At 34.0% G+C, this 25,148-nt stretch carries 20 protein-coding genes; 15 read left to right on the top strand and 5 right to left on the bottom strand.

Annotation, left to right across the window (positions count from 1 at the left end; translation table 11 throughout):
• Positions 1 to 171: 171 nt before the first annotated feature.
• Both polA and HHX25_RS08390 read left to right on the top strand, forming a co-directional pair.
• Positions 172 to 3,015: a DNA polymerase I gene (polA, locus tag HHX25_RS08395; protein WP_169672103.1), complete on the top strand. Its 2,844-nt coding sequence runs from the start codon at positions 172 to 174 to the stop codon at positions 3,013 to 3,015.
• Positions 3,016 to 3,025: 10 nt separating this feature from the next.
• Positions 3,026 to 3,571 (top strand): hypothetical protein, encoded by a 546-nt coding sequence (locus tag HHX25_RS08390; protein ID WP_169672101.1) that lies wholly within the window; start codon positions 3,026 to 3,028, stop codon positions 3,569 to 3,571.
• 185 nt (positions 3,572 to 3,756) lie between these two features.
• On the opposite strand, the gene HHX25_RS08385 is transcribed toward HHX25_RS08390, so the two are convergent.
• The 3 genes from HHX25_RS08385 to HHX25_RS08375 form a co-directional block, all read right to left on the bottom strand.
• Entirely contained in the window at positions 3,757 to 6,165 is a 2,409-nt protein-coding gene (locus HHX25_RS08385) for a TonB-dependent receptor (RefSeq protein WP_169672099.1), read from the bottom strand.
• Positions 6,166 to 6,184: 19 nt separating this feature from the next.
• A complete protein-coding gene (locus tag HHX25_RS08380; RefSeq protein WP_169672097.1) occupies positions 6,185 to 7,366 on the bottom strand; it encodes a DUF4249 domain-containing protein in 1,182 nt (393 codons plus the stop codon).
• 423 nt (positions 7,367 to 7,789) lie between these two features.
• On the bottom strand, positions 7,790 to 9,736 hold the full coding sequence (locus HHX25_RS08375; protein WP_169672095.1) for a YgiQ family radical SAM protein: 1,947 nt from the start codon (positions 9,734 to 9,736) through the stop codon (positions 7,790 to 7,792).
• Between the two features lie 138 nt (positions 9,737 to 9,874).
• Here HHX25_RS08375 and HHX25_RS08370 point away from each other — a divergent pair, with 138 nt between their 5' ends.
• Positions 9,875 to 10,846, top strand: a complete 972-nt coding sequence (locus tag HHX25_RS08370; protein ID WP_169672093.1) for a transporter — start codon at positions 9,875 to 9,877, stop codon at positions 10,844 to 10,846.
• Between the two features lie 5 nt (positions 10,847 to 10,851).
• Complete coding sequence (locus HHX25_RS08365) at positions 10,852 to 11,925, top strand: DUF3179 domain-containing protein (RefSeq protein WP_169672091.1); 1,074 nt, start codon at positions 10,852 to 10,854, stop codon at positions 11,923 to 11,925.
• Here HHX25_RS08365 and HHX25_RS08360 read toward each other — a convergent pair.
• Positions 11,892 to 12,128: a hypothetical protein gene (locus HHX25_RS08360; protein WP_169672089.1), complete on the bottom strand. Its 237-nt coding sequence runs from the start codon at positions 12,126 to 12,128 to the stop codon at positions 11,892 to 11,894. The two genes, HHX25_RS08365 and HHX25_RS08360, sit on opposite strands and share 34 nt — an antisense overlap.
• 112 nt (positions 12,129 to 12,240) lie before the next feature.
• On the opposite strand from HHX25_RS08360, the gene rplM reads away from it, so the two are divergent.
• The 11 genes from rplM to HHX25_RS08305 all read left to right on the top strand — a co-directional run bounded on the left by rplM (position 12,241) and on the right by HHX25_RS08305 (position 24,333).
• Positions 12,241 to 12,696 carry a 50S ribosomal protein L13 gene (rplM, locus tag HHX25_RS08355; RefSeq protein ID WP_169672087.1) on the top strand — a complete coding sequence of 152 codons (456 nt, stop codon included), beginning with the start codon at positions 12,241 to 12,243 and terminating at the stop codon, positions 12,694 to 12,696.
• On the top strand, positions 12,696 to 13,082 hold the full coding sequence (rpsI, locus tag HHX25_RS08350) for a 30S ribosomal protein S9 (protein ID WP_135877360.1): 387 nt from the start codon (positions 12,696 to 12,698) through the stop codon (positions 13,080 to 13,082). Before rplM ends, rpsI begins: the two co-directional genes overlap by 1 nt.
• Before the next feature lie 186 nt (positions 13,083 to 13,268).
• On the top strand, positions 13,269 to 14,054 hold the full coding sequence (gene rpsB / locus HHX25_RS08345) for a 30S ribosomal protein S2 (RefSeq protein WP_169672086.1): 786 nt from the start codon (positions 13,269 to 13,271) through the stop codon (positions 14,052 to 14,054).
• Between the two features lie 85 nt (positions 14,055 to 14,139).
• On the top strand, positions 14,140 to 15,114 hold the full coding sequence (gene tsf, locus HHX25_RS08340) for a translation elongation factor Ts (protein WP_169672084.1): 975 nt from the start codon (positions 14,140 to 14,142) through the stop codon (positions 15,112 to 15,114).
• Positions 15,115 to 15,346: 232 nt separating this feature from the next.
• Positions 15,347 to 16,054, top strand: coding sequence for a UMP kinase (pyrH, locus tag HHX25_RS08335; RefSeq protein ID WP_169672082.1), 708 nt, complete (start codon positions 15,347 to 15,349; stop codon positions 16,052 to 16,054).
• A gap of 282 nt (positions 16,055 to 16,336) precedes the next feature.
• Positions 16,337 to 16,894, top strand: coding sequence for a ribosome recycling factor (gene frr, locus HHX25_RS08330; protein WP_169672081.1), 558 nt, complete (start codon positions 16,337 to 16,339; stop codon positions 16,892 to 16,894).
• Between the two features lie 77 nt (positions 16,895 to 16,971).
• Positions 16,972 to 18,243 carry a hypothetical protein gene (locus HHX25_RS08325; protein ID WP_205958021.1) on the top strand — a complete coding sequence of 424 codons (1,272 nt, stop codon included), beginning with the start codon at positions 16,972 to 16,974 and terminating at the stop codon, positions 18,241 to 18,243.
• Positions 18,244 to 18,291: 48 nt separating this feature from the next.
• Positions 18,292 to 20,679 carry an efflux RND transporter permease subunit gene (locus HHX25_RS08320; protein WP_169672080.1) on the top strand — a complete coding sequence of 796 codons (2,388 nt, stop codon included), beginning with the start codon at positions 18,292 to 18,294 and terminating at the stop codon, positions 20,677 to 20,679.
• Positions 20,680 to 20,767: 88 nt separating this feature from the next.
• Positions 20,768 to 22,201 (top strand): asparagine--tRNA ligase, encoded by a 1,434-nt coding sequence (asnS, locus tag HHX25_RS08315; protein ID WP_169672079.1) that lies wholly within the window; start codon positions 20,768 to 20,770, stop codon positions 22,199 to 22,201.
• Between the two features lie 69 nt (positions 22,202 to 22,270).
• A complete protein-coding gene (rpoN, locus tag HHX25_RS08310) occupies positions 22,271 to 23,728 on the top strand; it encodes an RNA polymerase factor sigma-54 (RefSeq protein ID WP_169672078.1) in 1,458 nt (485 codons plus the stop codon).
• Positions 23,728 to 24,333, top strand: a complete 606-nt coding sequence (locus HHX25_RS08305; protein ID WP_169672077.1) for a hypothetical protein — start codon at positions 23,728 to 23,730, stop codon at positions 24,331 to 24,333. The genes rpoN and HHX25_RS08305 overlap by 1 nt, the downstream gene beginning before the upstream one ends.
• 169 nt (positions 24,334 to 24,502) lie before the next feature.
• Here HHX25_RS08305 and HHX25_RS08300 read toward each other — a convergent pair whose 3' ends face one another.
• Positions 24,503 to 25,132, bottom strand: a complete 630-nt coding sequence (locus HHX25_RS08300) for a restriction endonuclease subunit S domain-containing protein (RefSeq protein WP_169672076.1) — start codon at positions 25,130 to 25,132, stop codon at positions 24,503 to 24,505.
• Positions 25,133 to 25,148: the final 16 nt, after the last annotated feature.

Here is a 25,148-nt window from a genome sequence, read left to right as displayed (position 1 = left end):
AAAGTGAATCTTATTTAACTAATTGTTAAGAGTTTTATTAATCTAAATTACAAACGTGCCTTAACTTTTATTATAGCTATAAAACCATTATTTTATTCCATATGAAATCCTTTAAAAAGCTATTTTACAATTTACTTTTTGTAGCTTTGGTTTTCTTTCAAAATATAAAATATGTCAGATCAAAAACGTCTTTTCCTAGTAGACGCCTACGCGTTAATATTTCGTGGCTACTATGCCTTTATTAAAAACCCAAGAATTAATTCAAAAGGCACAGATACTTCTGCTATTATGGGCTTTATGAACTCACTTTTAGATGTTATTAAAAGGGAACGTCCAGATCATCTAGCTGTTTGTTTTGATAAAGGAGGAAGTACAGACCGTGTTGAGATGTACCAGGAATATAAGGCCAATAGAGATGAAACACCCGAGGCTATCAAAATTGCCGTTCCGTATATTTATGATATACTCAAGGCTATGCACATCCCTATTATGGTTAAAGAAGGTTATGAAGCCGATGATGTTATTGGAACCCTTTCTAAACAAGCCGAAAAAGAAGGTTATAAAACCTTTATGGTTACTCCCGATAAAGATTTTGCACAATTGGTTTCTGAAAATATTTTTATGTATCGCCCTGTTTTTGGTGGTGGTTACGAAACCTGGGGGATTCCCGAAGTCCAGAAAAAATTTGAGGTTACCGACCCGCTTCAAGTCATTGACTTTTTAGGTATGATGGGAGATTCCAGTGACAACATCCCAGGGCTTCCCGGTGTTGGCGAAAAAACAGCCAAAAAGTTTTTAGCACAATACGGTAGTATGGAAAATCTTTTAGCCAATACACATGAGTTGAAAGGTAAAATGAAAGAAAAGATAGAAGCCAATGGCGAATTGGGAATCCTATCAAAAAAATTGGCGACCATTATGCTAGACGTTCCTGTTGAGTTTAATGAAAAAGATTTTGAGATGTCCCAGCCCGACATTCCCAAGGTTACCGAGATTTTTCAAGAATTAGAATTTAGGCGTTTAATTGATAATTTCAACAAAACGTTTGCTACCGATAGTGAAACCCCACAAACCAACACAACACCATCAACAACCAAAGCAACACTCAAAGAACAAACTTCTGCAGGGGCTGGACAATTTTCGTTATTTGGTGGAGATCCTTCGGGTGCAACAAATACTGAACCTACTTCAGAATACAGTCGAAAAACAGCCGAAACGACCTCTCATTTTTATCAAAGTATAGATTCTGGCATAGCCACCAAGCTCTTCATTAAAAACCTGATGAATCAAACTTCGGTATGTTTTGACACAGAAACCACAGGATTAAACCCCATAACAGCCGAACTGGTTGGTATCGCATTTTCCTGGGAAGTAGGCAAAGGGTTTTATTTACCGTTTCCAGAAGAAAAGACAGAAGCGCAAGAACTCATAGAACAATTACGTCCGTTTTTTGAAAGTGAAGCCATTCAAAAGATTGGTCAGAATTTAAAGTACGATATTAAAGTTTTGGCTAAATACAATATTGAAGTAAAAGGTAAATTGTTTGACACCATGTTGGCGCATTATCTTATCAATCCAGATATGCGGCACAATATGGACGTGTTAGCAGAAACGTATTTAAACTACACACCAATTTCTATAGAAACACTGGTTGGTAAGAAAGGTAAAAATCAATTATCGATGCGGGAAGTGCCCTTGGAAAAACAAACCGAGTATGCTGTTGAAGACTCTGATATTACGCTTCAATTAAAAGAACATTTTGAAAAAGAATTAGGCGAAGCCAATACACAAAAACTTTTTGATGATATTGAAGTACCGCTACTTCGTGTACTAGCAGCTATGGAATTAGAAGGTATTAATTTAGATAAAAAATTCCTAGAAACACTATCGGGCGAACTAAATAAAGACATTGCTTCTTTAGAAACCAAGATTTATGAAACTGCTGGCGAAACATTCAACATAGCATCGCCTAAGCAATTAGGTATCATTCTTTTCGAAAAATTAAAGCTTGTAGATAAACCAAAGAAAACAAAAACAGGGCAATATGCAACTTCAGAAGACATTCTATCTTATTTAGCCAAAGACCATGATATCATTCAAAACATTTTGGATTACCGTGGTTTAACAAAGTTGAAAAGCACCTATGTTGATGCATTACCAGACCAAGTCGAGGAGTCAACTGGCCATGTGCACACCGATTACATGCAAACCGTAGCTGCAACCGGTAGATTGAGTAGCAATAACCCGAACCTTCAAAATATTCCTATTCGTACCGAACGCGGCAGACAGGTAAGAAAGGCCTTTATTCCGCGAAACGAAGATTACACACTTTTAGCTGCCGATTATTCTCAAATAGAGCTTCGTATTATTGCGGCCCTAAGTGAAGAGGAAACCATGATCTCTGCATTTAAAAATGGAGAAGATATTCACGCATCTACAGCTTCCAAGGTATTTAACGTTCACTTAAACGAAGTAACACGAGAACAGCGTAGCAATGCAAAAACGATTAATTTTGGGATTATTTATGGGGTTTCTGCCTTTGGATTAAGCAATCAGACCAATTTATCGCGAAGTGAATCCAAAGAACTCATAGACACTTATTACGCGACCTACCCAAAACTTAGAAACTTTGTTAGCGACCAAGTAGCTTTTGCCAGAGACCATGGTTATGTACAAACTGTATTGGGACGCCGTCGCTACTTAAAAGATATCAATTCCAGAAATGCCGTGGTAAGAGGCGCAGCAGAACGCAATGCGGTAAATGCGCCTATTCAAGGTAGTGCTGCCGATATTATTAAAATTGCGATGATTAATATTCACCAGAAACTAAACGAAGGTAATTTTAAAACTAAAATGCTGCTTCAAGTTCATGATGAATTGGTATTTGATGTTTATAAACCAGAACTAGAAAGCATTAAAAATCTGGTAAAAACCGAAATGGAAGGAGCCTATAAACTGGAAGTGCCTCTTGATGTTGATTTAGATATTGGTGATAATTGGCTGGAAGCACACTAATCAAATAGCTATGAAAAAGTTAACTTTAATTCTCTTCATATTAGTGATTAACTTCACCATGACTTCGCAAGAAGAATTAATTCCGCTAAAGGTTAATAACAAGTGGGCTTATATAAAAACTGATTGGATTAATGGTAAAATTGTAAAAAAAGACACATCCTATAGTTTTATAAAAACTTCAAAAATTATTGATGGTAAAACTTGGTATGTTACTAATGAAGATGGTTATGATTATACGATAAGAGATGTAAACGGAGAACAATTTGAGCTTGATGAAGAACAAAACAAAACATTTTTAGTTTTTGGTTTACCAAAAAGAGAAAACGAACGTAGTTATATGGTAAATCAGGAAAAAGTTACCGTAACTAAAAAGCTTCATAAAATTAAAACCAGAACTAGCAATTTTAAATGTTTTAAATACGAATTTAGAGATCCTAGCGATTCTGCTAGTTTTATAGATACTTATATTTGCCCTGGTGTTGGAATTGTTAAAGTACAAATGGGGACTGAAAACGAAAAAACGGAGCTTACCTTGATTGATTACAACATAAATTAATTCTTTTCTCCTACAAAAAAGACCTAAACGTCAAACTGAGTAGGATTTTAATTATTTCGCGACACTATAACAACACTTTTACCAAAGTTCGATTCTACATTAGAAACTAAAATGTTGTTTCAAGTTTGTTATCGAGATATTGTTTTAGATATTGGAGATAATTGGCTGGAAACGCATTAACCTTTCTATTGAAATGTAAAATTATATGTTAATGACAGGATCGGGTTATCAAGTATTGAAAGTTGAAAAGCTCCTAGTGGGCTATCCCTAAAGAGGTGGGCATTTGCTAAATAATCTTCACGGGATTTATAAAAAATATTAATAGGATTATTTCTATCGTAAATATTGTATATCGTAACAATCCAATTATTAGACCAGCGTTTATTCTTTTTACTTTTACTAAAATGAACTTTCCATGAAAAATCTAAACGATGATATACTGGGAGGCGACTATTATTTCGTTCTAAATAGATGGGTGTTTCTATTTCTCCAACTGAAACAATTCCATTAGGTATTGTAAATGGTCTACCTGTTTGTCCCGTAAAATTAAAACTAAAAGTATTGTACTTACTTTCAAAGTTAATAGTGCCATTAACAACATGAGGTCTGTCAAAGTCAGATGGAAACCATTGGTTGTTATTTATTCTGTCTCCTAATTTTTCATTTATTGAACGCAAAAAACTTCTTGACCATGTATAATTTAACCAACCATTTATAGGGCCTTTGTTCTTCTTAATGCTAAACTCTACTCCGTACGCTTTTCCCTGCCCCTGTACAATATCCTTTTGTATAAATTCTTCGAGAAAAAAATCTGCCCCAGGTTTATATGTTAACACATTCTTAGTATCCCTATAATAGCCTTCTATCCCAACCTCAATAGTATTATCATTGAAATTTTGAAAAACCCCAACACCATATGTGTTTCCAATTTGAGGTTTTATATTAAAATCTACATTCTTCCATCTAGAAGTTGGCAAAGGCGTGGTCGTATTATATATATTTTGTAAATATTGATTGGTTTTTGCATAATTAGTTTTAATAGAAGTATGGTTTCCAAGTTTAAATGTAGCACCAAGTCTAGGTTCTAAAGCGTCATATCCTTTTACTTTTTTTCCTTTCGAAAAAAAACTAGTTTCATTTATTGTTCCTAAATTCTCATTAAAACTAGCTGATGTATAGGGCCCTACCAGAAAAGAATTCGTATAGCGTAACCCACCAGACAGAAATAGTTTTTTTATTGGCTTCCAATTAATGTTAGCATAAATAGATAATTCATAATTCTTTTCTGAGGGCAGAGATACAGGCCTTATACTTTGGGCTGTACCTGGGTTTAAATCTCCTGGAGCTATTTTATATTGGTTTAATTGTGTCCCTGCATAATAATCAACCTTTTTATTAACTTTTTTTGAAAATTCTGAGATTAGGCTTAGATACTTAATATTGGACGAAAATTCAATTTTATTGTTAACTTCTCGTTCAGGAAAAAGAATTTTAGGGGTATAATGACTTCCTATTAAAACCGTTTTAAGATTAGTATTATCATTAAAAGAATGTATCCATTTTAAAGTTCCGTTTAATGTAGCAAAATCATATTGATTTTTATCAGAATTAATATTTTCTATTCTTGAGACAAAGTCCAATTGATAAAAATCCTTACTATAAAAACCCGTAAAGGATAATTGATCTTTTTCTGTTGGCAAGTATAATAATTTAATAGTTCCATCTGTATAATTAGCTTTGGTATCTTTTAGGCGCTTAGAGAATGCTGGGAATAAAAAATCTGTATAACCTTTTCTTATCCCTGTAATTAACAATAATTTATCCTTTATTATTGGTGTTTCTACCGATAGTCTTGTAGACAGTACTCCAATACCACCTGCAAGCTTAAACTTATCGACGTATGGGTTTTTAACTTTAACATCTACTACCGATGTAACTCTTCCTCCATAACGTGAAGGAATGTTTGATCTATATAAATCTACAGAAGATAGTGCTTCTGGTGTAAATACAGAAATAAGTCCAAATAAATGTGTAGGATTAAAAACAGGAGCATAATCGTAAAGCAATAAATTTTGATCTAACGACCCGCCTCTAACAGAAAGTCCATTACTTACATCCCCTGCATTGTTAACACCTGCCACAAATGTTAGCCCTCTAAGAACATCCATTTCTCCCAATGCCATTGGCATTTTTTTAATCTCTAAAGCTTTTAATTTAATAATACCCATTTGGGTAGATTCTACATTATCATTAGTTTTTTTAGCTTTAACAATGACCTCAGAAAGTTTTTCTTCTTTTTTATGAAGTTTTATCCTTAACAGCTGATTCTTATCTAAGCTAATCATTTGAGAATACGTTTCATAACCTATATAAGATATATTTATAGTATAGGTGTTTTTTACAAGTTTTACATTAAAAGAGCCTGTATAATCGGTTACACCTCCACAATCACAAGGAGTTATTAGGATTTGAGCATTATCAACGTTAAGACCTGTTTCTTGATCTATAATTTTAAAAGAAAGTTTATATTCTTTATTCTGAGAATAAGACGCATTAAAGATAGATGCTATAAAAAGAATAGTTATTAGCCTCATTAATTTATTGATTTTTTCATTATTCAATCCAAGCTTCAGGTTCTATAGCAGTTCTATATTGAGATTCTGTACAATCTGATGTGAGCACCAAAGACTCTTCACACAAAGCATCATAACATTCTCTAGACGTACAAAACAACTCACAATACTCATTAATATAATCAATCCTTGTTGTGGTTATTGGAACCTCCTTTATATCTCGTCTATCTATAAATATGCTTTTTTTTGAAGCTGCTGCTGCCGTAAATCTGCCTAAAACAAATTCTTTGTCATCATTTGGGTTAAACATGTTGCCTATTAATGCCGCTGGAGGTGGTGCATTTAAACCACCATTATTCTCAACGAGATCTTTCAACACTTTAAAGTAGTCGTAGGCTTTTCTTGTCAAGGACAATTGCTGTATCTCTACGGCAATATTTTTCCTACTATACAAAAATATGTCTGCAATAGGTAGATCTTTTATAATTCCTCCGTTTGAAAATTCGTCTGCAAAAATTTTAACATTTTCATTATATCGTACCCGCCAACAATCGCTTTCACATCTGTAACCAATAGTAATTACTGGGTCTTCATTTGCTAAACTCATAGGAGGATCTATACATTCTCCATTTCTTAAAATACCATTGAAACAATAATCGCAAAGCTCTATCTTTTCAAACGAACGAAACTTCCATAAATAATAATTCTCGCTGTCTACAGGGTCTTCTATATCTACAAAAACTGAATGTCCTGGTAAAAACCCATCAGAATCTTCGCTAAAAATCAATTCCGGATTATACTCATAATTAATTTTGGATATCTCTACAGGTTCAGTAATCAATTCAGGTAACGACTCATAATTCCTACCATCTGGAAAAGTTACCATGAGCTTCCATTCTTCTCCTACAGAGGCTTCGAAATCACTTGGAGGGATGTAGGCATTATCATGTTCATTTAAACTTACAAGTATACCCGTGTCTATATTTATAAAAGACACACTTGCGCCTGACACAAACTTATACCGCAAGTTGCTTCCTATAAAACGAGATTCAAAAATATTTACCAGTGATGTTCCTTTTCCTGTAGATAAAAATGCATCAATATAAACTAAGCCTTCTTTAAAATTAAAATCAGGCTCAATAGGTTCTACACAAGCAACAAGAAGGAATAATAGAAGAAAATATCTGTATTTTCTTAAAAGTAATACCACTTTTTTAGTCATTAATCAATTCATTACATTTATATCTCTACAAAAAAGACATAAACAATATTAAAAATAGACAAACCTCATTCTAATCTTTATTTAAAGAAATGGTTTCTCTTAATTTTATAAAACTAAACTCTATCTAGAATAAAGATGTGTCTTTTGGTGTAAAAAATGTCTTTCACAGTAAATAAATTGACTACTTACAATATCATACAAAACTTGTTTTCATTTAAATGATTTCTGTCTAATAATGTATTTTATATAATTGAAGATGATTTAAATATTAAACCTTAGAGCAAAAACAGGAACCTAGAAAAATTCACGAATCACTTGGTACTTTAAAAACATAAAATGAAGGGGAGACTAAATATTTCCTTGCAGGGATCATAGGATTATCTGAACATAGATTTTTTTAAAATAAAAAACTCTGTGCAAAAACTACCGTTGTTTCTTCTTAGATCGAAACTTAGCTTTGTTCTTCCTTTGGTTAAAAGGAACTGCATCATTAAAAGTATGCTTAGGTTTACCTGGTTTATTTTTTCGCCACTTGTCGTTTTCTGGCAGCAATACTTTTAACAAATCCTGACGCCCTAATTTATTTAAGGTGCTTTTAATCCAGGCTTTATTTTCCTTTTTATACCAAAAGAAAAAGCGGTGTTGTTCATCTTTTTCTTTACGTGTTTTTGGGGTCTTTATTTTTTTAAGGGTATAAGGGTGATATCCGCTATAATATATTACCGTGGCAACCGTCATAGGTGTTGGCGTAAAACCCTGCACTTGCTCAAGCTGAAAGCCCATATCCTTAGTTTCGGCCGCAAGGTTAGCCATATCTTCGGCTTCGCAAGCGGGGTGATTCGATATGAAATAAGGGATTAACTGTAGTTTTAGATTTTTTTTAATATTAATTTTGTCAAAACGCTCTTTAAACTTATGAAAATAAGTAAATGATGGTTTCCGCATTAATTTTAAAACAGGGTCACTGGTATGTTCTGGTGCTACCTTAAGCCTACCAGACACATGCTTCGTCATCACCTCTTCTGTATAATCATCTAATTCTTTGGCATTGGCATTTTTATTAAACTCGGGCACAAGCATATCGTGACGAATACCACTCCCTATAAAGGACTTCTTTACTTTTGGGTGGCTATCAACTGCCTGATATAATTTAGTTAACGGTTTATGGGACGTATCTAAATTGCTACAAATAACTGGTGAAATACAAGAAGGCGCTACACACTTATCACAGATAGATTGTATTTTTCCCTTCATTTTATACATATTTGCGCTTGGGCCACCAATATCAGACAAATACCCCTTAAAATCTGGCATATTTGCTACGGTATCGACTTCACGCAACACGGATTCCTGACTACGAGACGCTATAAACTTCCCCTGATGTGCTGAAATAGTACAAAAACTACATCCACCAAAACAACCGCGATGTATGTTTATAGAAAACTTAATCATTTCAAATGCAGGAATAGGTCCGCGTTTGTTATATTTAGGATGCGGCAATCGGGTATAGGGCAAATCGAAAGAGGCATCTATTTCCTTTTCCGTCATAGTAGGGTATGGCGGATTAATCATCAAGGTTTTCTCGCCTACTTTCTGAAAAATGCGGCGTGCAGCTAATTTATTAGATTCCTGTTCTATAATCTTAAAGTTAGCAGCGTAAGCTTTTTTATCTTTTAAACACTTTTGGTGTGATACAATTTCGACATCCTCCCAGTTACTGTTCTTTGGTATCTTAGCATCTTTATCCAAGAGTACTGCCGTTTGTTTTATTGTAGTGATGCTATTAAAAGGCACTCCTTTTTGTAGCAAACGCACGACCTCTCGCAAAGGTTGTTCTCCCATACCATAAACCAGCATATCTGCTTTCGAGCTTTCTAAAATAGTAGGCATTAATTTATCACTCCAATAATCATAATGCGTTACACGACGCAACGAAGCTTCAATACCTCCAATTAAAACTGGTACATCGGGCCATTTTTCTTTTAGTATTTTAGAATATACTGTTGTGGCGTAATCTGGTCGAAAACCTATATCTCCATTTGGTGTATACGCATCTTTATCACGGCGCTTTTTATTGGCATTGTAATTGCTAATCATGGGATCCATGCACCCTCCTGTAACACCAAAAAACAACTTAGGAGCTCCCAGTTTCACAAAGTCCTGGAGGTTATCGTTTACATTAGGCTGTGGTACCACAGCAACCCGCAGTCCATAACTTTCTAAAATGCGACCAATTACTGCAGGACCAAACGATGGGTGGTCTACATAGGCGTCACCACTAAATAAAATAACGTCTAGCGCGTCCCAACCACGTATTTTAACCTCTTTGTTTGTGGTAGGCAACCAATCTGAAAGTTTTAACTCCTGCATAACGCAGCAAAAATAGGCAAAAATTGATTCTTATCCGGAATCGCCCTGCGAATCGTAAATACAAGCCATTATTAATGTTAAAATTAGTAAGGCAATGCATCTTTTAACGACACCATAGATACTGTTAACAAACTTGCTATGAATTTTAAAGGTTTTTTGTGTGCCTTATGCCTTTGTGCCTTTTCTCAAATTAATGCCCAAACTTGTTGTTCTGGTGGTATTCCATTATCAAATAACATAGGGTTATCTCAAGAAGACAAAGGCACCATTCAAATAGGTTTAAATTATGACTACAACAATTTAAACACTTTAAATTCTGGTAGCAAAACTTTAAATGACAATTCCAGATTACGAATTACACATTCTATTTTGTTAAATACCAATTATTCTATCACCAATAGGTTTTCAATTGAAGGTCTATTTACTTGGGTAAACCAGAGACGTAAAATTTCTCAATTTGGAAACGAAAACCTAGATCAAACTTCGGGTATTGGAGATGCTGTCCTATTGTTAAAGTATAATTTTCCTGAGCTTTTAGGAAAACAAAGCAACATTGCTTTTGGGCTAGGGACAAAAATTCCTTTAGGCTCGTCTACAGAAACAAACGATCAAGGTATTAGACTAAATGCCGATTTACAACCAGGAAGCAACGCCTGGGACATTATCTATTGGACTTCATTCTCTAAAAATTTTAGTTTTAGACCTTCCCTAACATTTTCCTCGAGAGCTATTTACAGAAATACCGGGACCAACGATACCTACTTTGACAATAGTTCTTATAAATTTGGTAACGAATTTCAAGGCTTTATAAGCTTTTCAGATCAATTCGTTTTACTAAAAGCCCTAACCACTCCTAGTATTTCCTTTAAATATAGAAATGCCAGAAAGGATAAAATTGACAATTTCGATCTGGATAATACAGGAGGTAACTGGGTGTCTGTTATTCCCAACTTTTCAATTAATTTGAAGTCTAATCTAATCTTTTCCACAAAAGCCGAAATTCCTATCCATAATAATGTTGATGGAACACAGTTAACACCAACCTATAGAATTACTACGGGGCTTTTATTAAAAATAAGCTCAAAGAAAAATGTTTTACAATTAAATTAAATACTATGAAAAAAAGTGTTTTTTACCTATTAATGTGCTGCTCCCTATTAATGTCTTGCAGCACTAGCGATGTTAACGACGGAACAACAGTTCCTGGTGGCAACAACAATAATACAGGACAATGGTTAATACCAATTGCAGATGTTAAGGATGGTGGCCCTGGTAAAGATGGGATTCCATCAATTGATAATCCGAATTTTACGACTACCAATAATGCCAGTTTCCTAAATGATAATGATCTTGTTGTTGGGGTTGTAAAAGGCAATCAGGCCAAAGCTTACCCACATGTTATTTTAGATTGGCATGAAGTCGTTAATGACGAAATTGACAATACTTTTATCACTTTAAATTATTGTCCTTTAACTGGAACTGCTTTTGCCTGGGAAAGTATGGTTAACGGAACAAAAACCACTTTTGGAGTTTCTGGTTTGCTATATAATGCCAACCTCATATTATATGACAGGAATACTAATAGTAATTGGTCTCAACTGAGACTTGAATGTGTAAACGGCCCACTAATTAATAATAAACCCGAGTTAATAGATGTTGTAGAAACCGATTGGAAGACATGGAAAGCCCTGTACCCAGACACAGAAGTTTTAACGACTCAAACAGGCTTTTCGAGAACTTATGGTACATCTCCTTATGGTGATTACTCCACTAATAATAACAGGTTTATATTTACGCCAACAATTATCAACACTGCCCTACCTAATAAAGATCGTATTTATGCCATTATAGACGATGACGAGTCTAAGGTTTATCAATTTTCAGATTTTAATGGAGGCAGTGTTATTAAAGACACTTTTAGAGGAAAAAACTATTTAATCGTAGGTAATGAAGACTTAATTTATGGATTTGAACTCTCTGGTGACCATGAAAATCTGACTTTTGAATACGATTTTAATGGTTCAGAAACTTTTTTTAAGGATAATGAAGGTAATAAATGGTCTGTTTTTGGAAAAGTTATTGAAGGTCCAAGGCAAGGAGAAACACTTTTGGGAGCTAGATCTGTTATGAGTTATTGGTTTGCCATAGCGGCATTTTACCCAAACCCTGAGGTTTTTTCTAAAGAATAAGAAGCCTTGTTTTGGGGAAACAAAATTTCAGTTATAATTCTTACAGTCTCCTTACCAGTTACAGAACCAGAACCTATGGTGGGTTTTTCATTAAATACTCTCTTAAATACAGAATCCTTCCAGGGAACCTCTATTTTTTCGTTGTTAAAATACATGAATAGCTCCATGGGTATAAATAGTATAATGAGTAATAATTGAGTCACTCAATTATTTAAAGAAATAATCTCTCTTCTCTATTTGGTAATCAAATATATAATCGTAAATTTGCAAACTCTTTTTGAGAGAGGAATGTTTAATAAATAAAAAATAATTAGTGTGGATACATTAAGCTACAAAACGATTTCAGCCAACAAAGCGACTGTTAATAAACAGTGGGTTTTAGTTGATGCTGAAGGTCAGGCACTTGGTCGTCTCGCTTCTAAAGTTGCAAAACTTTTAAGAGGTAAGCACAAGCCAAACTTCACACCTCACGTTGATTGCGGTGATAACGTTATTGTTATCAATGCAGAAAAAATCAGCTTATCTGGAAACAAATGGACCGAAAAGACGTACATCCGTCACACAGGCTATCCAGGAGGACAAAGAAGTTTAACTGCTACAGAATTGTATGGGAAAGACCCAGCAAGAGTGGTAGAAAAATCAATAAAAGGAATGTTACCTAAAAACAAATTAGGTGCCGATTTATTCCGTAATTTAAATGTTGTTGTTGGTTCAGCTCATACTCATGAAGCTCAAAAACCTAAAACAATTAACTTAAACGAATTCAAATAATGGAAGTAATTCACAAAATTGGTCGTAGAAAAACGGCTGTTGCTCGTGTGTATGTTGCCCCAGGAAAAGGGAACATCACGATTAATAAAAAAGACATAACGTCTTACTTTACTACTGCTACTTTACAGTACAAAGTAAAACAACCTTTAGTTATGACTAACAATGATAGCAACTTTGATATTACAGTAAATGTATTTGGAGGCGGTATTACAGGTCAAGCAGAAGCTGTTCGTTTAGCAATATCTCGTGCTATGTGCGAAGTTGATGCTGAGAACAGATTAACATTAAAACCAGAAGGTTTATTAACTAGAGATCCTAGAATGGTAGAGCGTAAAAAATTCGGACAGAAAAAAGCGCGTAAGAAATTCCAATTCTCGAAACGTTAATATCAAACTTGTTTCAGTATCTGTTTATTGGTTACTCGAAACATTTTCAAAAAAATTAAAAATAAAACTAGTTATTGTTGTCCTAGTTCTAAAAGACAGGATTTAGTTTAGCATCTAAATGATTGAGGCGATTTAAAAATGACCACTTAATCATTGCTAATTCAACAGAACGTAAACTATTACAAAATGGCAGTAGAAGTAAAAGAATTACTTGAAGCAGGTGTACACTTTGGTCACCTTACACGTAAATGGGATCCAAATATGGCTCCTTACGTATACATGGAGCGTAACGGCATCCATATTATTAACCTTTATAAAACAGCGGCAAAAATTGATGAAGCAGGTGCAGCATTAAGCAAAATTGCTAATTCGGGCCGTAAAATCTTATTCGTTGCAACAAAAAAGCAAGCTAAAGATATCGTAGCAGAAAAAGCTGGTTCTATCAATATGCCTTACATCACAGAAAGATGGCCAGGTGGTATGTTAACAAACTTTGTTACTATTAGAAAAGCTGTTAAAAAAATGGCTTCTATTGATAGAATGAAAAAAGACGGTACGTTTAACACTCTTTCTAAAAAAGAACGTTTGCAAGTAGATCGTTTAAGAGCTAAGTTGGAGAAAAACTTAGGTTCTATTAGTGATATGACTCGCTTACCAGGCGCTTTATTTGTTGTAGATATTAAGCGTGAGCACATCGCGATTAAAGAAGCACAAAAATTAAACATTCCTATTTTTGCAATGGTAGACACCAACTCAGACCCACGTCAAGTTGACTATGTAATCCCTGCAAATGATGATGCTTCTAAATCAATTGATAAAATTTTAACTCACGTTACAGCCTCTATTGCTGGTGGTTTAGCAGAGCGTAAAGCAGAAAAAGACGCAGCAGCATCTGCTCCTGAAGCTCCAAAAGCTAAGGCTAAAGCGGAAGCAGCTCCTGCTAAAACAGTTGCAGCCGAAGAAGAAGAATAAATTAACAATTACACAATACAAATAAGTCGTTTAATTCTTTTCTTAGCCGAAATTATTTGAACGACTTTTTTAAATTAATTAAGATATGGAATCTACAGTAAAAATTACGGCAGCAGAAGTAAACAAGTTAAGAAAAGCGACTGGTGCTGGTATGATGGATTGCAAAAAAGCTTTAGTTGAAGCTCAAGGCGATTTTGACAAAGCCATTGAAGTATTACGTAAAAAAGGACAAAAAGTAGCTGAAAAAAGAGCAGACAGAGACTCTTCTGAAGGTGCTGCTGTTGCAAAAATAAATGCAGATCAAACCCAAGGCGTAGCGATCGTATTAGGTTGTGAAACTGATTTCGTTGGTAAAAACGAAAACTTTTTAGCTTTAGCTAATGACTTAGCTGAAATCGCTTTGAACCACAATACTAAAGAAGAATTTTTAGCTGCTGATTTTGGTGGTATGTCTGTTGCAGATAAATTAACAGAGCAAACTGGTGTTATTGGTGAAAAACTAGATATCACTGCTTTTGAAAAATTAGAAGCATCTTTTGTTGGTTCTTATGTACACATCAATAAAATTGCTGCATTAGTAGGTTTATCTTCTAAAGTAGACAATGCTGAAACATTGGTTAAAGATGTAGCTATGCAAGTAGCCTCTATGGGAGCGACAACATTATCTTATAAAGATTTCGATCCTGCTTTTGTTGCTTCAGAAACAGAAGCTAGAATCGCTGTTATTGAAAAAGACAATATCGAATTGGGTCGTTTAGGTAAAACACTTAAAAATGTACCTCAGTTCATTTCTATGGCACAATTAACGCCTGAAGTATTAGCTAAAGCCGAAGAAGATGCTAAAGCTGAGTTAAAAGCTGAAGGTAAGCCAGAGCAAATCTGGGATAGAATTTTACCAGGAAAAATGGAGCGTTTTATTTCTGATAACACAACGTTAGATCAGGAACAATGTTTATTAGATCAAAACTTCATTAAAGACGAAAAAATAAATGTTGCTAAATATGTAGCATCTTACGGCGATGTTGAAATTACAGGTTTCAAACGTGCTTCTGTAGGCTAATTAATTTCTACAAAGGCAAAAGCCTTAATAATACAAACCACCAATTTAATAAATTGGTGGTTTTTTTATAAAAGTGATTTAAAAAATCCGTTTCAGCAAATTAAGATATTGTTTATATTTGCTAAACTTTCAAAAGTAAAATGAAATGAGTTATAACACATAATCGATATGATTCGAAAATGTTATATAACGAGTTACATCTGACCTGTAAAAAAGCAATAGAAATTAACAGATGAAATACAAACGTATACTCCTCAAACTATCAGGAGAAGCATTAATGGGAGATCGCCAGTACGGTATTGACCCAGAACGATTAGCAGAATATGCAAAAGATATAAAAACCATTACAGATAAAGGTGTAGAAGTTGCCATAGTTATTGGAGGCGGAAATATTTTTAGAGGCGTTGCTGGAGCCAGCAAAGGCATGGATCGTGTACAAGGAGACCATATGGGTATGTTAGCAACCGTTATAAATGGTTTAGCTCTGCAAGGCGCATTAGAAGATGCTGACATACCTACACGTTTACAAACAGCTATAAAAATTAACGAAGTAGCAGAGCCTTTTATTAGAAGAAAAGCCATGCGCCATTTAGAAAAAGGCCGTGTTGTTATTTTTGGTGGTGGCACAGGAAATCCTTATTTTACTACAGATTCTGCTGCAGTTTTAAGAGCCATAGAAATTGAAGCCGATGTTATTCTAAAAGGTACCCGCGTTGACGGTATTTATAATACAGACCCTGAAAAAGATGATAATGCCATTAAATTTAATTTCATATCTTTTGATGATGTTTTAAGTAAGGGACTAAAAGTTATGGACACCACAGCGTTTACGCTAAGTCAAGAGAACGAATTGCCTATTATTGTTTTCGATATGAATAAAAAAGGGAACTTATTAAAGGTGGTTTCTGGCGAAAAAATTGGTACAGAAGTTAATTTATAATTGCGGCTATCGTTCCCTTATGCTCGCTAAGTGTCTTGTTGTGCTGAACCTTTCGGATTTGCTCAAGACAAACTAAAGTTAAAGTAAGCCGAAATGAAAAAGGGTAATCTAACTAACAGGACATTATAAAAGAACAAGATTGTTAGTTTGGCGTAATATTTGAAATAAGTATATTCGTATTTGGTATTTGAACCAATACATTAAAATGCAAATGACATCTGCACAAGTTATTTTTATGATATTTGTAGGTGACTATTTATATTGACCTAAAAGTTTGACATAATGAACGAAGACATACAATTTATACTAGATTCATCAAAAGAAGCTATGGATAATGCCATAAAGCATCTAGAGAAACAATTTATTAATATTAGAGCAGGGAAAGCAAGTCCAGCGATGCTTGGTAGTGTTATGGTAGATTATTACGGATCACAAACACCCTTAAGTCAAGTTGCTAATGTGAACACACCCGACGGAAGAACCATTACCGTACAACCATGGGAAAAAAGTATGCTACAAGAAATAGAACGTGGTATCGCATACGCCAACCTTGGTTTTAACCCAATGAACAACGGTGAGACCATCATTATTAATGTACCTCCACTAACGGAAGAGCGCAGGCGTAATTTAGCAAAACAGGCCAAAGCTGAAGCCGAAGATGCTAAAGTTAGTATAAGAACAGCGCGTAAGGATGCTAACAACGACATTAAAAAATTAGACGACTTATCGGAGGATTTAATTAAAAACGCCGAAATTGATATACAACAAATGACTGATGACTACGTTAAAAAGGTCGATGGTCTTTTCGATATAAAAGAAAAGGAAATCATGACCGTATAATCTAAAAGCGACATATGGTTACTGAGCGTAACCTAAGTAGTCGCTTTTTTAGTAAATCTAGTCTCTCATAACCTTAAATGACAAAACGCTCTTCCCTCTTACTTTGTTTTATTTGTGCGACATTTGCGTATGCTCAAAAGTCATCGGAAACAATTCTAGAACCTACTCAAGATTCTATCAAAAAAAGGGCGTTTATAAAACATCTGGGTAACGGATATTTACCCACTAAATATTTTAATTTCGATTTAAGGTATTTAATTAAATACAACCAGTATGAAGCTGTAAGAACGGGGTTAGGAGGTGTTACTAACCAAAATTTTTCAGAAAAATATCGTATTACTGGTTATGGTGTATATGGTTTTAGAGATCATACTTTTAAGTACAGCATTGGTGGTGGTTTTAGATTAGCCGAAAAAACAAACACCTGGGTAAACTTATCATATACAGATGATCTACGAGAAACGGGAAGCACTAAATTTTTAACAGACGGCCGTTTCTTTCAGTTTTTTGAACCCCGGCTTTTAAACATCGATTTATTTCACAAACTCATAACTAAATCTATAAATTTAGAACACCAGTTAAACCCTAAGCTATTTACCGAAGCAGAATTCGCTGTTAGCAATATAAACCCTACCTACAACTACGGGTACGTTTTAGACAACACGATTGTTAACTCATTTCATATAAGTACAGCCAAGCTATCTCTACAATGGAACCCTTTTAGTAAGTTTGAAGTCTCTGAGAATACATTAAAGCAAACCAAAAAAGGCTATCCACAGTTTACACTTCAATATACTAAAAGTTTTAAAGATGTTTTTAAAAGTGATTTTAACTTCTCAAAATTAGATTTTAGAACTGTTTATAAAATTGGGAGCGAAGATCATGGCCTTTCTGAAATAACATTAGTCTCTGGAATAACAAACGGGAATACTCCACTAACACATTTATACCACGCCTACCCTAACAATATAAACAAGTCAACCATCATGCAGCGTTTTTCAGTGGCTGGGCTAAATAGTTTTGAAACGATGTATTTTAATGAGTTCTTTTCAGATAAATTCACTACAGTACAGTTTAAACATTATTTAAAACCTTTTAATATCTCAGAACATTATAAACCTCAAATTGTTTTAATAACCCGATATGCCCTGGGCGATATAAAACAACCCGAATTGCATCAAAATGTCACTTTTGGGTCTTTAAAAAAAGGGTACACAGAATCTGGATTTGAACTTAATAAACTGCTCTTTGGCTTTGGCTTGAGCTTTACATATCGCTATGGCGCCTATCACTTGCCAGAATTTAGCAATAATATTGCTTTAAAGTTTACATTTAACGTCACTTTATAATGTATTACACTCCTTTTTTCTACCTTTGCGCTTCGTTTTACATGAAGTATGTTTAAATTATTTAGCAAAGATTTTTGGGACATTATTGCGAGATTGATTTTACGCAATAAAATCTCTATACTCATAGGTATTATATTGGTCACTTTATTCTTTAGTTCAAAGTGGGACAATATGCGTTTTACTTATACCGAAGCTAATTTATTGCCCGATGAACATGAGGTAAACATAACTTATAATAACTTTTTAAAAACCTTTGGCGAAGAAGGTAATCTTATCGTACTAGGGGTCAAAGACAGCACATTTTTTACGGTTGAAAAGTTAAATGCCTGGAATAGGCTTTCTGAGGACTTTAAAAAATATAATGAAGTCGAAACTGTTGTTTCTATTAAAGACCTTCAAAAGCTTATAAAAGATACTGAAAATGAAAAATTTAATTTAGAACCTTTTATTAAAGACTCTATTTCTTCTATCTCACAAGTTGAAAAACTTCAAGAGGAACTTTTTAAAAAATACCCTTTTTACGATAACTTTTTATTCAATAATGAAACCAAAACAGTTCGAACAGCTCTTTATTTAAAAAAGGATATAGTAAATACTTCTGCCAGAAAAGATTTTGTAGTCGACATTTTAATACCCCTTATAGACAGCTTCGAGGCATCGAATAATTTAGATGTAAGAATATCGGGGATGCCCTATATTAGAACTTTAAATTCGCAGAATATTGTTGATGAAATTAGTCTCTTTATAGGTGCTGCATTATTAGTAACATCGCTTATTTTCTTTTTCTTTTTCAGATCGTTCAGAGCTACTATAATTTCACTTATTGTGGTATGTGTAGGAGTTATGTGGACTTTGGGTATTCTCGGCTTATTAAACTATGAGATAACTGTTTTAACGGCACTTATCCCGCCATTAATTATTGTTATTGGAATTCCTAACTGTATCTTTTTAATTAATAAATACCAACACGAAGTAAAACTACATGGTAATAAAGTAAAATCGCTGCAAAGAGTCATTACAAAAATTGGTAATGCTACTTTAATGACCAATGTTACTACCGCTTCTGGATTTGCCACCTTTATTTTAACAGAAAGCAAACTACTAAAAGAATTTGGTATTGTAGCCTCATTAAGTATTCTGGCAATTTTTATTCTGTGCCTGCTTATCATTCCAATTATTTATACATTTTTGCCTTACCCGAAAGAAAGACACTTAGAACACCTGAACAAACGATGGATAGGTGGTTTTGTAAATTGGATGGAACACATGGTACGACAAAAACGTATCACTATTTATGCGTCTTCTGTTGTTCTGCTTATTATAAGTATGATTGGTATTAATCAAATAAAAATTTCTGGTAGTTTAATAGAGGACATGCCTAAAAAAACAGAGTTTTTTAGCGACATTCGTTTTTTTGAAGAAGAATTTAATGGCATTATGCCTTTAGAGATTATGATTGATACCAGGCGTAAAAAAGGTGTTATGAAACTCGCTACTTTAAAACGCATGGATCAATTAGAGGACCTAATTATTGAAACCCCGGAGTTGTCCAAACCAATTTCTGTAGTTGGCTTAGTTAAATACTCTAAACAAGCTTATTATAATGGTAATACGAAGTTTTACCAGTTGCCAACATCACAGGAAAACAGCTTTATTTTATCGTATGCTAAAAATTCGACTTCTGATGTCGATTTACTTAAAAATTTTGTTGATTCTACAGGGCAATATGCTCGTATAACCACATTTATGAAAGATGTTGGAACCGACAAGATGGAGCGTATAGAAGAAAATCTTCAAACCAAAATAGATAAAGTTTTCCCAAAGGAAAAATACGATGTTACCATGACGGGCAAAGCCTTAGTCTTTCAAAAAGGCACCAAATACCTTGTTAAAAATTTAGCCATATCGTTGTCGCTTGCTATCTTTTTAATCTCGTTATTCATGGCCTATATGTTTAGGTCTGGGAGAATGATTATCGTATCTCTAATTCCAAACTTATTACCGTTATTAGTAACGGCTGGTTTAATGGGGTATTTAGGAGTTCCCATAAAACCTTCTACCATATTGGTTTTTAGCATTGCTTTTGGTATTTCTGTAGATGATACCATCCATTTTTTAGCAAAGTATCGACAAGAGCTCCAGGCTAACCATTGGAAAATCAAGACTTCTGTATATGGTGCTTTACGTGAAACAGGTGTGAGTATGTTTTATACGTCTATCGTGTTGTTCTTTGGGTTTTCAGTATTTACCATTTCAAGTTTTGGCGGTACCGTAGCATTGGGAGCTTTAGTATCTGCTACTTTATTGTTTGCTATGCTTTCAAACTTACTTTTACTCCCCTCTTTATTGTTATCATTAGAACGTAGCATTGCAAATAAAGAGGTGCTTAGAGAGCCTGCTATCAATATTATTCCAGAAGAAGACGAAGAGGAATAAATTCCAATAAAACCCGTTTCGTTTTTTAAAATTTGATACCTAAAAGCCAATTGGCTTTTTTATCTTTACATTTTAAATTTTAGCACATATGAAATCACGAACTGTTTCAGAATTATTATCTCAAGATATTACTTTCCCAGAAGTAGACATTAAAGGTTGGGTTAGGACTTTTAGAGCAAACCGATTTATTGCTTTAAATGATGGCTCTACATTGAGTAATATTCAATGCGTTGTAGATTTTGAAAAATTTGATGAAGCACTTTTAAAGCGTATTACTACTGGAGCAGCTGTACATATTAAAGGGGAACTAGTTGAAAGCCAAGGAAAAGGACAAAAAGTAGAAATACAGGTAAATCAATTAGAGGTTTTAGGGGATTCAGACCCCGAAAACTACCCTATTCAACCCAAAAAACATTCGTTCGAGTTTTTAAGAGAAAATGCCCATTTACGTACGCGTACAAACACCTTTAGTGCTGTTATGCGCTTACGATCGGCATTATCGTTTGCCATACATAAATATTTTAACGAAAATGGTTTTTACTATATGCATGCGCCTATTATAACGGGAAGCGATGCCGAAGGTGCAGGAGAAATGTTTAAAGTTTCGAATCTAGATACTAAAAATCCACCATTAGATGATGAAGGAAATGTGGATTACTCGAAAGATTTCTTTGGAAAAGAAACCAATTTAACCGTTTCTGGTCAGCTTGAAGCAGAGACCTATGCCATGTCTTTAGGTAAAGTATATACATTTGGACCTACTTTTAGAGCAGAAAATTCGAACACCTCTCGCCATCTAGCAGAGTTCTGGATGATTGAACCCGAGGTCGCTTTTATGGATCTGGCTGGTAATATGGACTTGGCTGAAGATTTCATGAAATCTGTTATAAAATACATTTTAGATAATAACCGTGAGGATTTAGAGTTTCTAGATAAACGCCTGCAAGATGAGGATAAAACAAAGCCTCAAGCCGAAAGAAACGAAATGACTTTAATTGAAAAACTGAACTTTGTAACAGATAATCATTTTAAACGTGTTAGCTATACAGAAGCCATTGACATTTTACGCAATAGTAAACCCAATAAGAAAAAGAAATTTAAATATTTAATTAACGAATGGGGAACGGATTTACAGAGTGAACATGAGCGTTTTCTTGTAGAAAAACACTTTAAATGCCCTGTGATATTATTTGATTACCCAGCCAATATCAAAGCGTTTTATATGCGTTTAAACGACGACGGAAAAACGGTACGCGCTATGGATATTTTATTTCCAGGTATAGGCGAAATTGTTGGTGGTGCGCAACGTGAAGAACGATTAGATATATTAAAACAAAGAATGGCAGCAATAAACATTCCAGAAGAAGACCTTTGGTGGTATCTGGATTTAAGAAAATATGGTACGGCAATTCACTCTGGTTTCGGACTAGGTTTTGAGCGTTTAGTCATGTTTGCTACAGGGATGAGCAACATTAGAGATGTTATTCCTTTTCCAAGAACACCACAAAATGCAGAATTTTAAAAACAATAGTTCTTTGGCTATTTACAGGTAAAAGTTTTTTTTTACTTTTATCTTAAACCAAATCAGAATATGCTTAAGCAGTATTTACAATTTAAATTATCCCAAAAATTATCCCCGCAGCAAATTCAATTAATGAAATTGATACAACTGCCTACACAAGCTTTCGAACAACGCTTAAAACAAGAATTGGAGGAAAACCCTGCTCTTGAAGGCGGGAAAGCCGATAATGATAATGAATACGATTCTGAGTTTGATAATGCTGAAGATTTCAATGATAGTGAGTCTATAAATGCCGATGACATTAATGTTGATGAATATTTGAGTGATGATGAAATTCCAGATTACCGTACACAAGCAAATAATTATAGTAGCGATGATGATGAAAAAACGATGCCATATGCTGCTGGAACTTCTTTCACACAACATTTAATCAATCAATTAAACACCTATCGTCTTGATGATGAAGAGCGTGAAATTGCAGAATTCTTAGTAGGTAGCGTCGACGAAAGTGGCTATATACGAAGAGAATTAAGTGATATTATGGACGATTTGGCTTTTACACAAAACGTTTATACTACCGAAGAAAAGATTAAGGATGTTCTAAAAATTGTACATCAATTAGATCCTGCAGGAGTTGGAGCCAGAAGTTTGCAAGAATGTTTAAGCATTCAGCTACATAGAAAAGAGAAAACACAATCTTGTGCACTAGCAATTGATATTATTGATAATGCTTTCGATCAGTTTACAAAAAAGCATTATAAAAAATTAATTCAAAAATTTGATATCTCCGAAACACAATTAAAGGAAGCCATTTCAGAAATTGAACATTTAAATCCAAAGCCTGGAGGCTCTTATGCTGGGAATAATAGAATTGTTGAACATGTCGTTCCAGATTTTGCTATTAAAATTGTAGATGGAGAATTAGAGCTAACACTTAATGGAAGAAATGCACCAGAGCTGCATGTATCTAGAGAGTATAATAATATGCTTAAAGGTTATAAAGACACTAAAGACAAATCTAAGTCACAAAAAGATGCTGTTATCTTCATCAAGCAAAAGCTAGATGCTGCAAAATGGTTTATTGAGGCCATAAAACAACGTCAGCAAACCTTATTTGTTACCATGAGTGCTATTATGCATTATCAAAAGGATTATTTCTTAACAGGCGACGAACGTAACTTAAAGCCTATGATTCTTAAAGATATCGCCGACGAAATTTCTATGGATGTTTCAACAGTATCCAGGGTAGCAAATAGCAAGTATGTAGACACGCCTTACGGAACAAAACTAATTAAGGAGTTCTTCTCTGAATCTATGAAAAACGATCAGGGAGAAGATGTCTCTACCAGAGAAATAAAGAAAATATTAGAAACAGTCATAGAAGAAGAAAATAAAAAGAAACCTCTCACCGATGAAACTTTAGCAACTATTTTAAAAGAAAAAGGCTATCCAATTGCCCGTCGTACCGTTGCAAAATATAGAGAGCAACTAGATATTCCTGTTGCCCGATTACGTAAAAAAATATAATGGATAAAATACTTAGAAGTATCTCATATATTTTTCATCCATTATTTATGCCTTTATTGGGTGTCCTTTTCTATTTTGATAACTCACCCCGGTTTATTCCCGAGGAAATAGTAAAAGCAAAGTTAGTTTCTCTTTTTATACTAACCGTAATTTTACCCATCCTTCTTTATTTTTTATTAAAAACATTAGGCAAGGTAAAATCAATTTATCTGAAAACCACAAAAGAACGTATTATTCCGTTAATACTAAATTGCTTTGTGGTTATAATAGTGTTACAACGCATTATAACACCATCTCAAATTATAGAACTTTATTTCTTCTTTGTTGGTATATTAATCTCTACCATGGCTTGTTTAATGTTAGCCATTCTTAAATTTAAAGCAAGCATACATATGATTGCTATTTCTGGGTTATTTATGTTTTTTGTTACCCTAAGCATCCATTTTAGTATAAATATTAATAATACACTGGCTTTAGTAGTCATTATAATGGGTGCCATCGCTACATCCAGACTACACTTAAATGCGCATACTTATAAAGAACTTATTATGGGGGTTTTTATTGGAATGCTTCCGCAGTTGATTTTAGTACCTTACTGGTTATAATAGATCCCATCTTCATGGAATGTTCGTTAAGAGACATAGTTTACACAAGTTAAAGATTAGGGTTTACACTAAACTTTGCAAATACACACCAAACTGAAAATCCGTGAGGATTTTCAGAAGTAGTAGGCGAGAACGAGTAATTACTTATAACCATTGTTACTATGCGTTTTTATAATTTTTCAATCAGTTTCAATACTTTATCAAGTCGTTTTACCTGTGACTCTTTTTCACATTCTGCCTTTCGTTCATTTATTATTTTTTGATAAATTTCTTTATTCTTCTCATTTATCAATATAGTTGATTTTTCCATGTATTTAGGTAATTGTTTAATTGGACATTTCCACAGTTGGTCAATCAACAAGTTCTCAACTTTGCCTTGAAACTCCGAATATTTATTGAGGTTTGTATATATTTCAACTCCTGCATCAACCGTTATTACAGAACCTTTATTTACAGTATTAGAAATCAGCTCTATTGATTCAAATAACTCCTTACTTTTTAAATCCGAAATTGTTGCTAGAGCTATCATTCCTCCCCAAACCAACCTATTGTTTTTACTCGATAGTAATTCCAGAAATTCTACATAATAATTAGCAATCAAGTCAGGTTTTATATAGGCAGTTTCGTAAAGAGTTTTTATGCAATCAGCTTGAATTTTTTTATCCTTGTTTTTCAAATTCTTAATAAGTTCCTGAATTGCATTATTATTTTCGGCTTCTGCAATTCCTTTAGCTAAAGCAATATTTGCGCCATTTCCTTTTTGTCCTAAGGATGATGAAAGTTGGCTTAATACAGTCATAAGTTTCTTCGATTAT

Origin of the sequence: Flavivirga algicola, from assembly GCF_012910715.1 — a bacterium.
GTDB classification, from domain to species: domain Bacteria; phylum Bacteroidota; class Bacteroidia; order Flavobacteriales; family Flavobacteriaceae; genus Flavivirga; species Flavivirga algicola.
The sequence above is the reverse complement of the archived record's forward strand: the minus strand, read 5'-3'. Positions and strand labels throughout refer to the sequence as shown.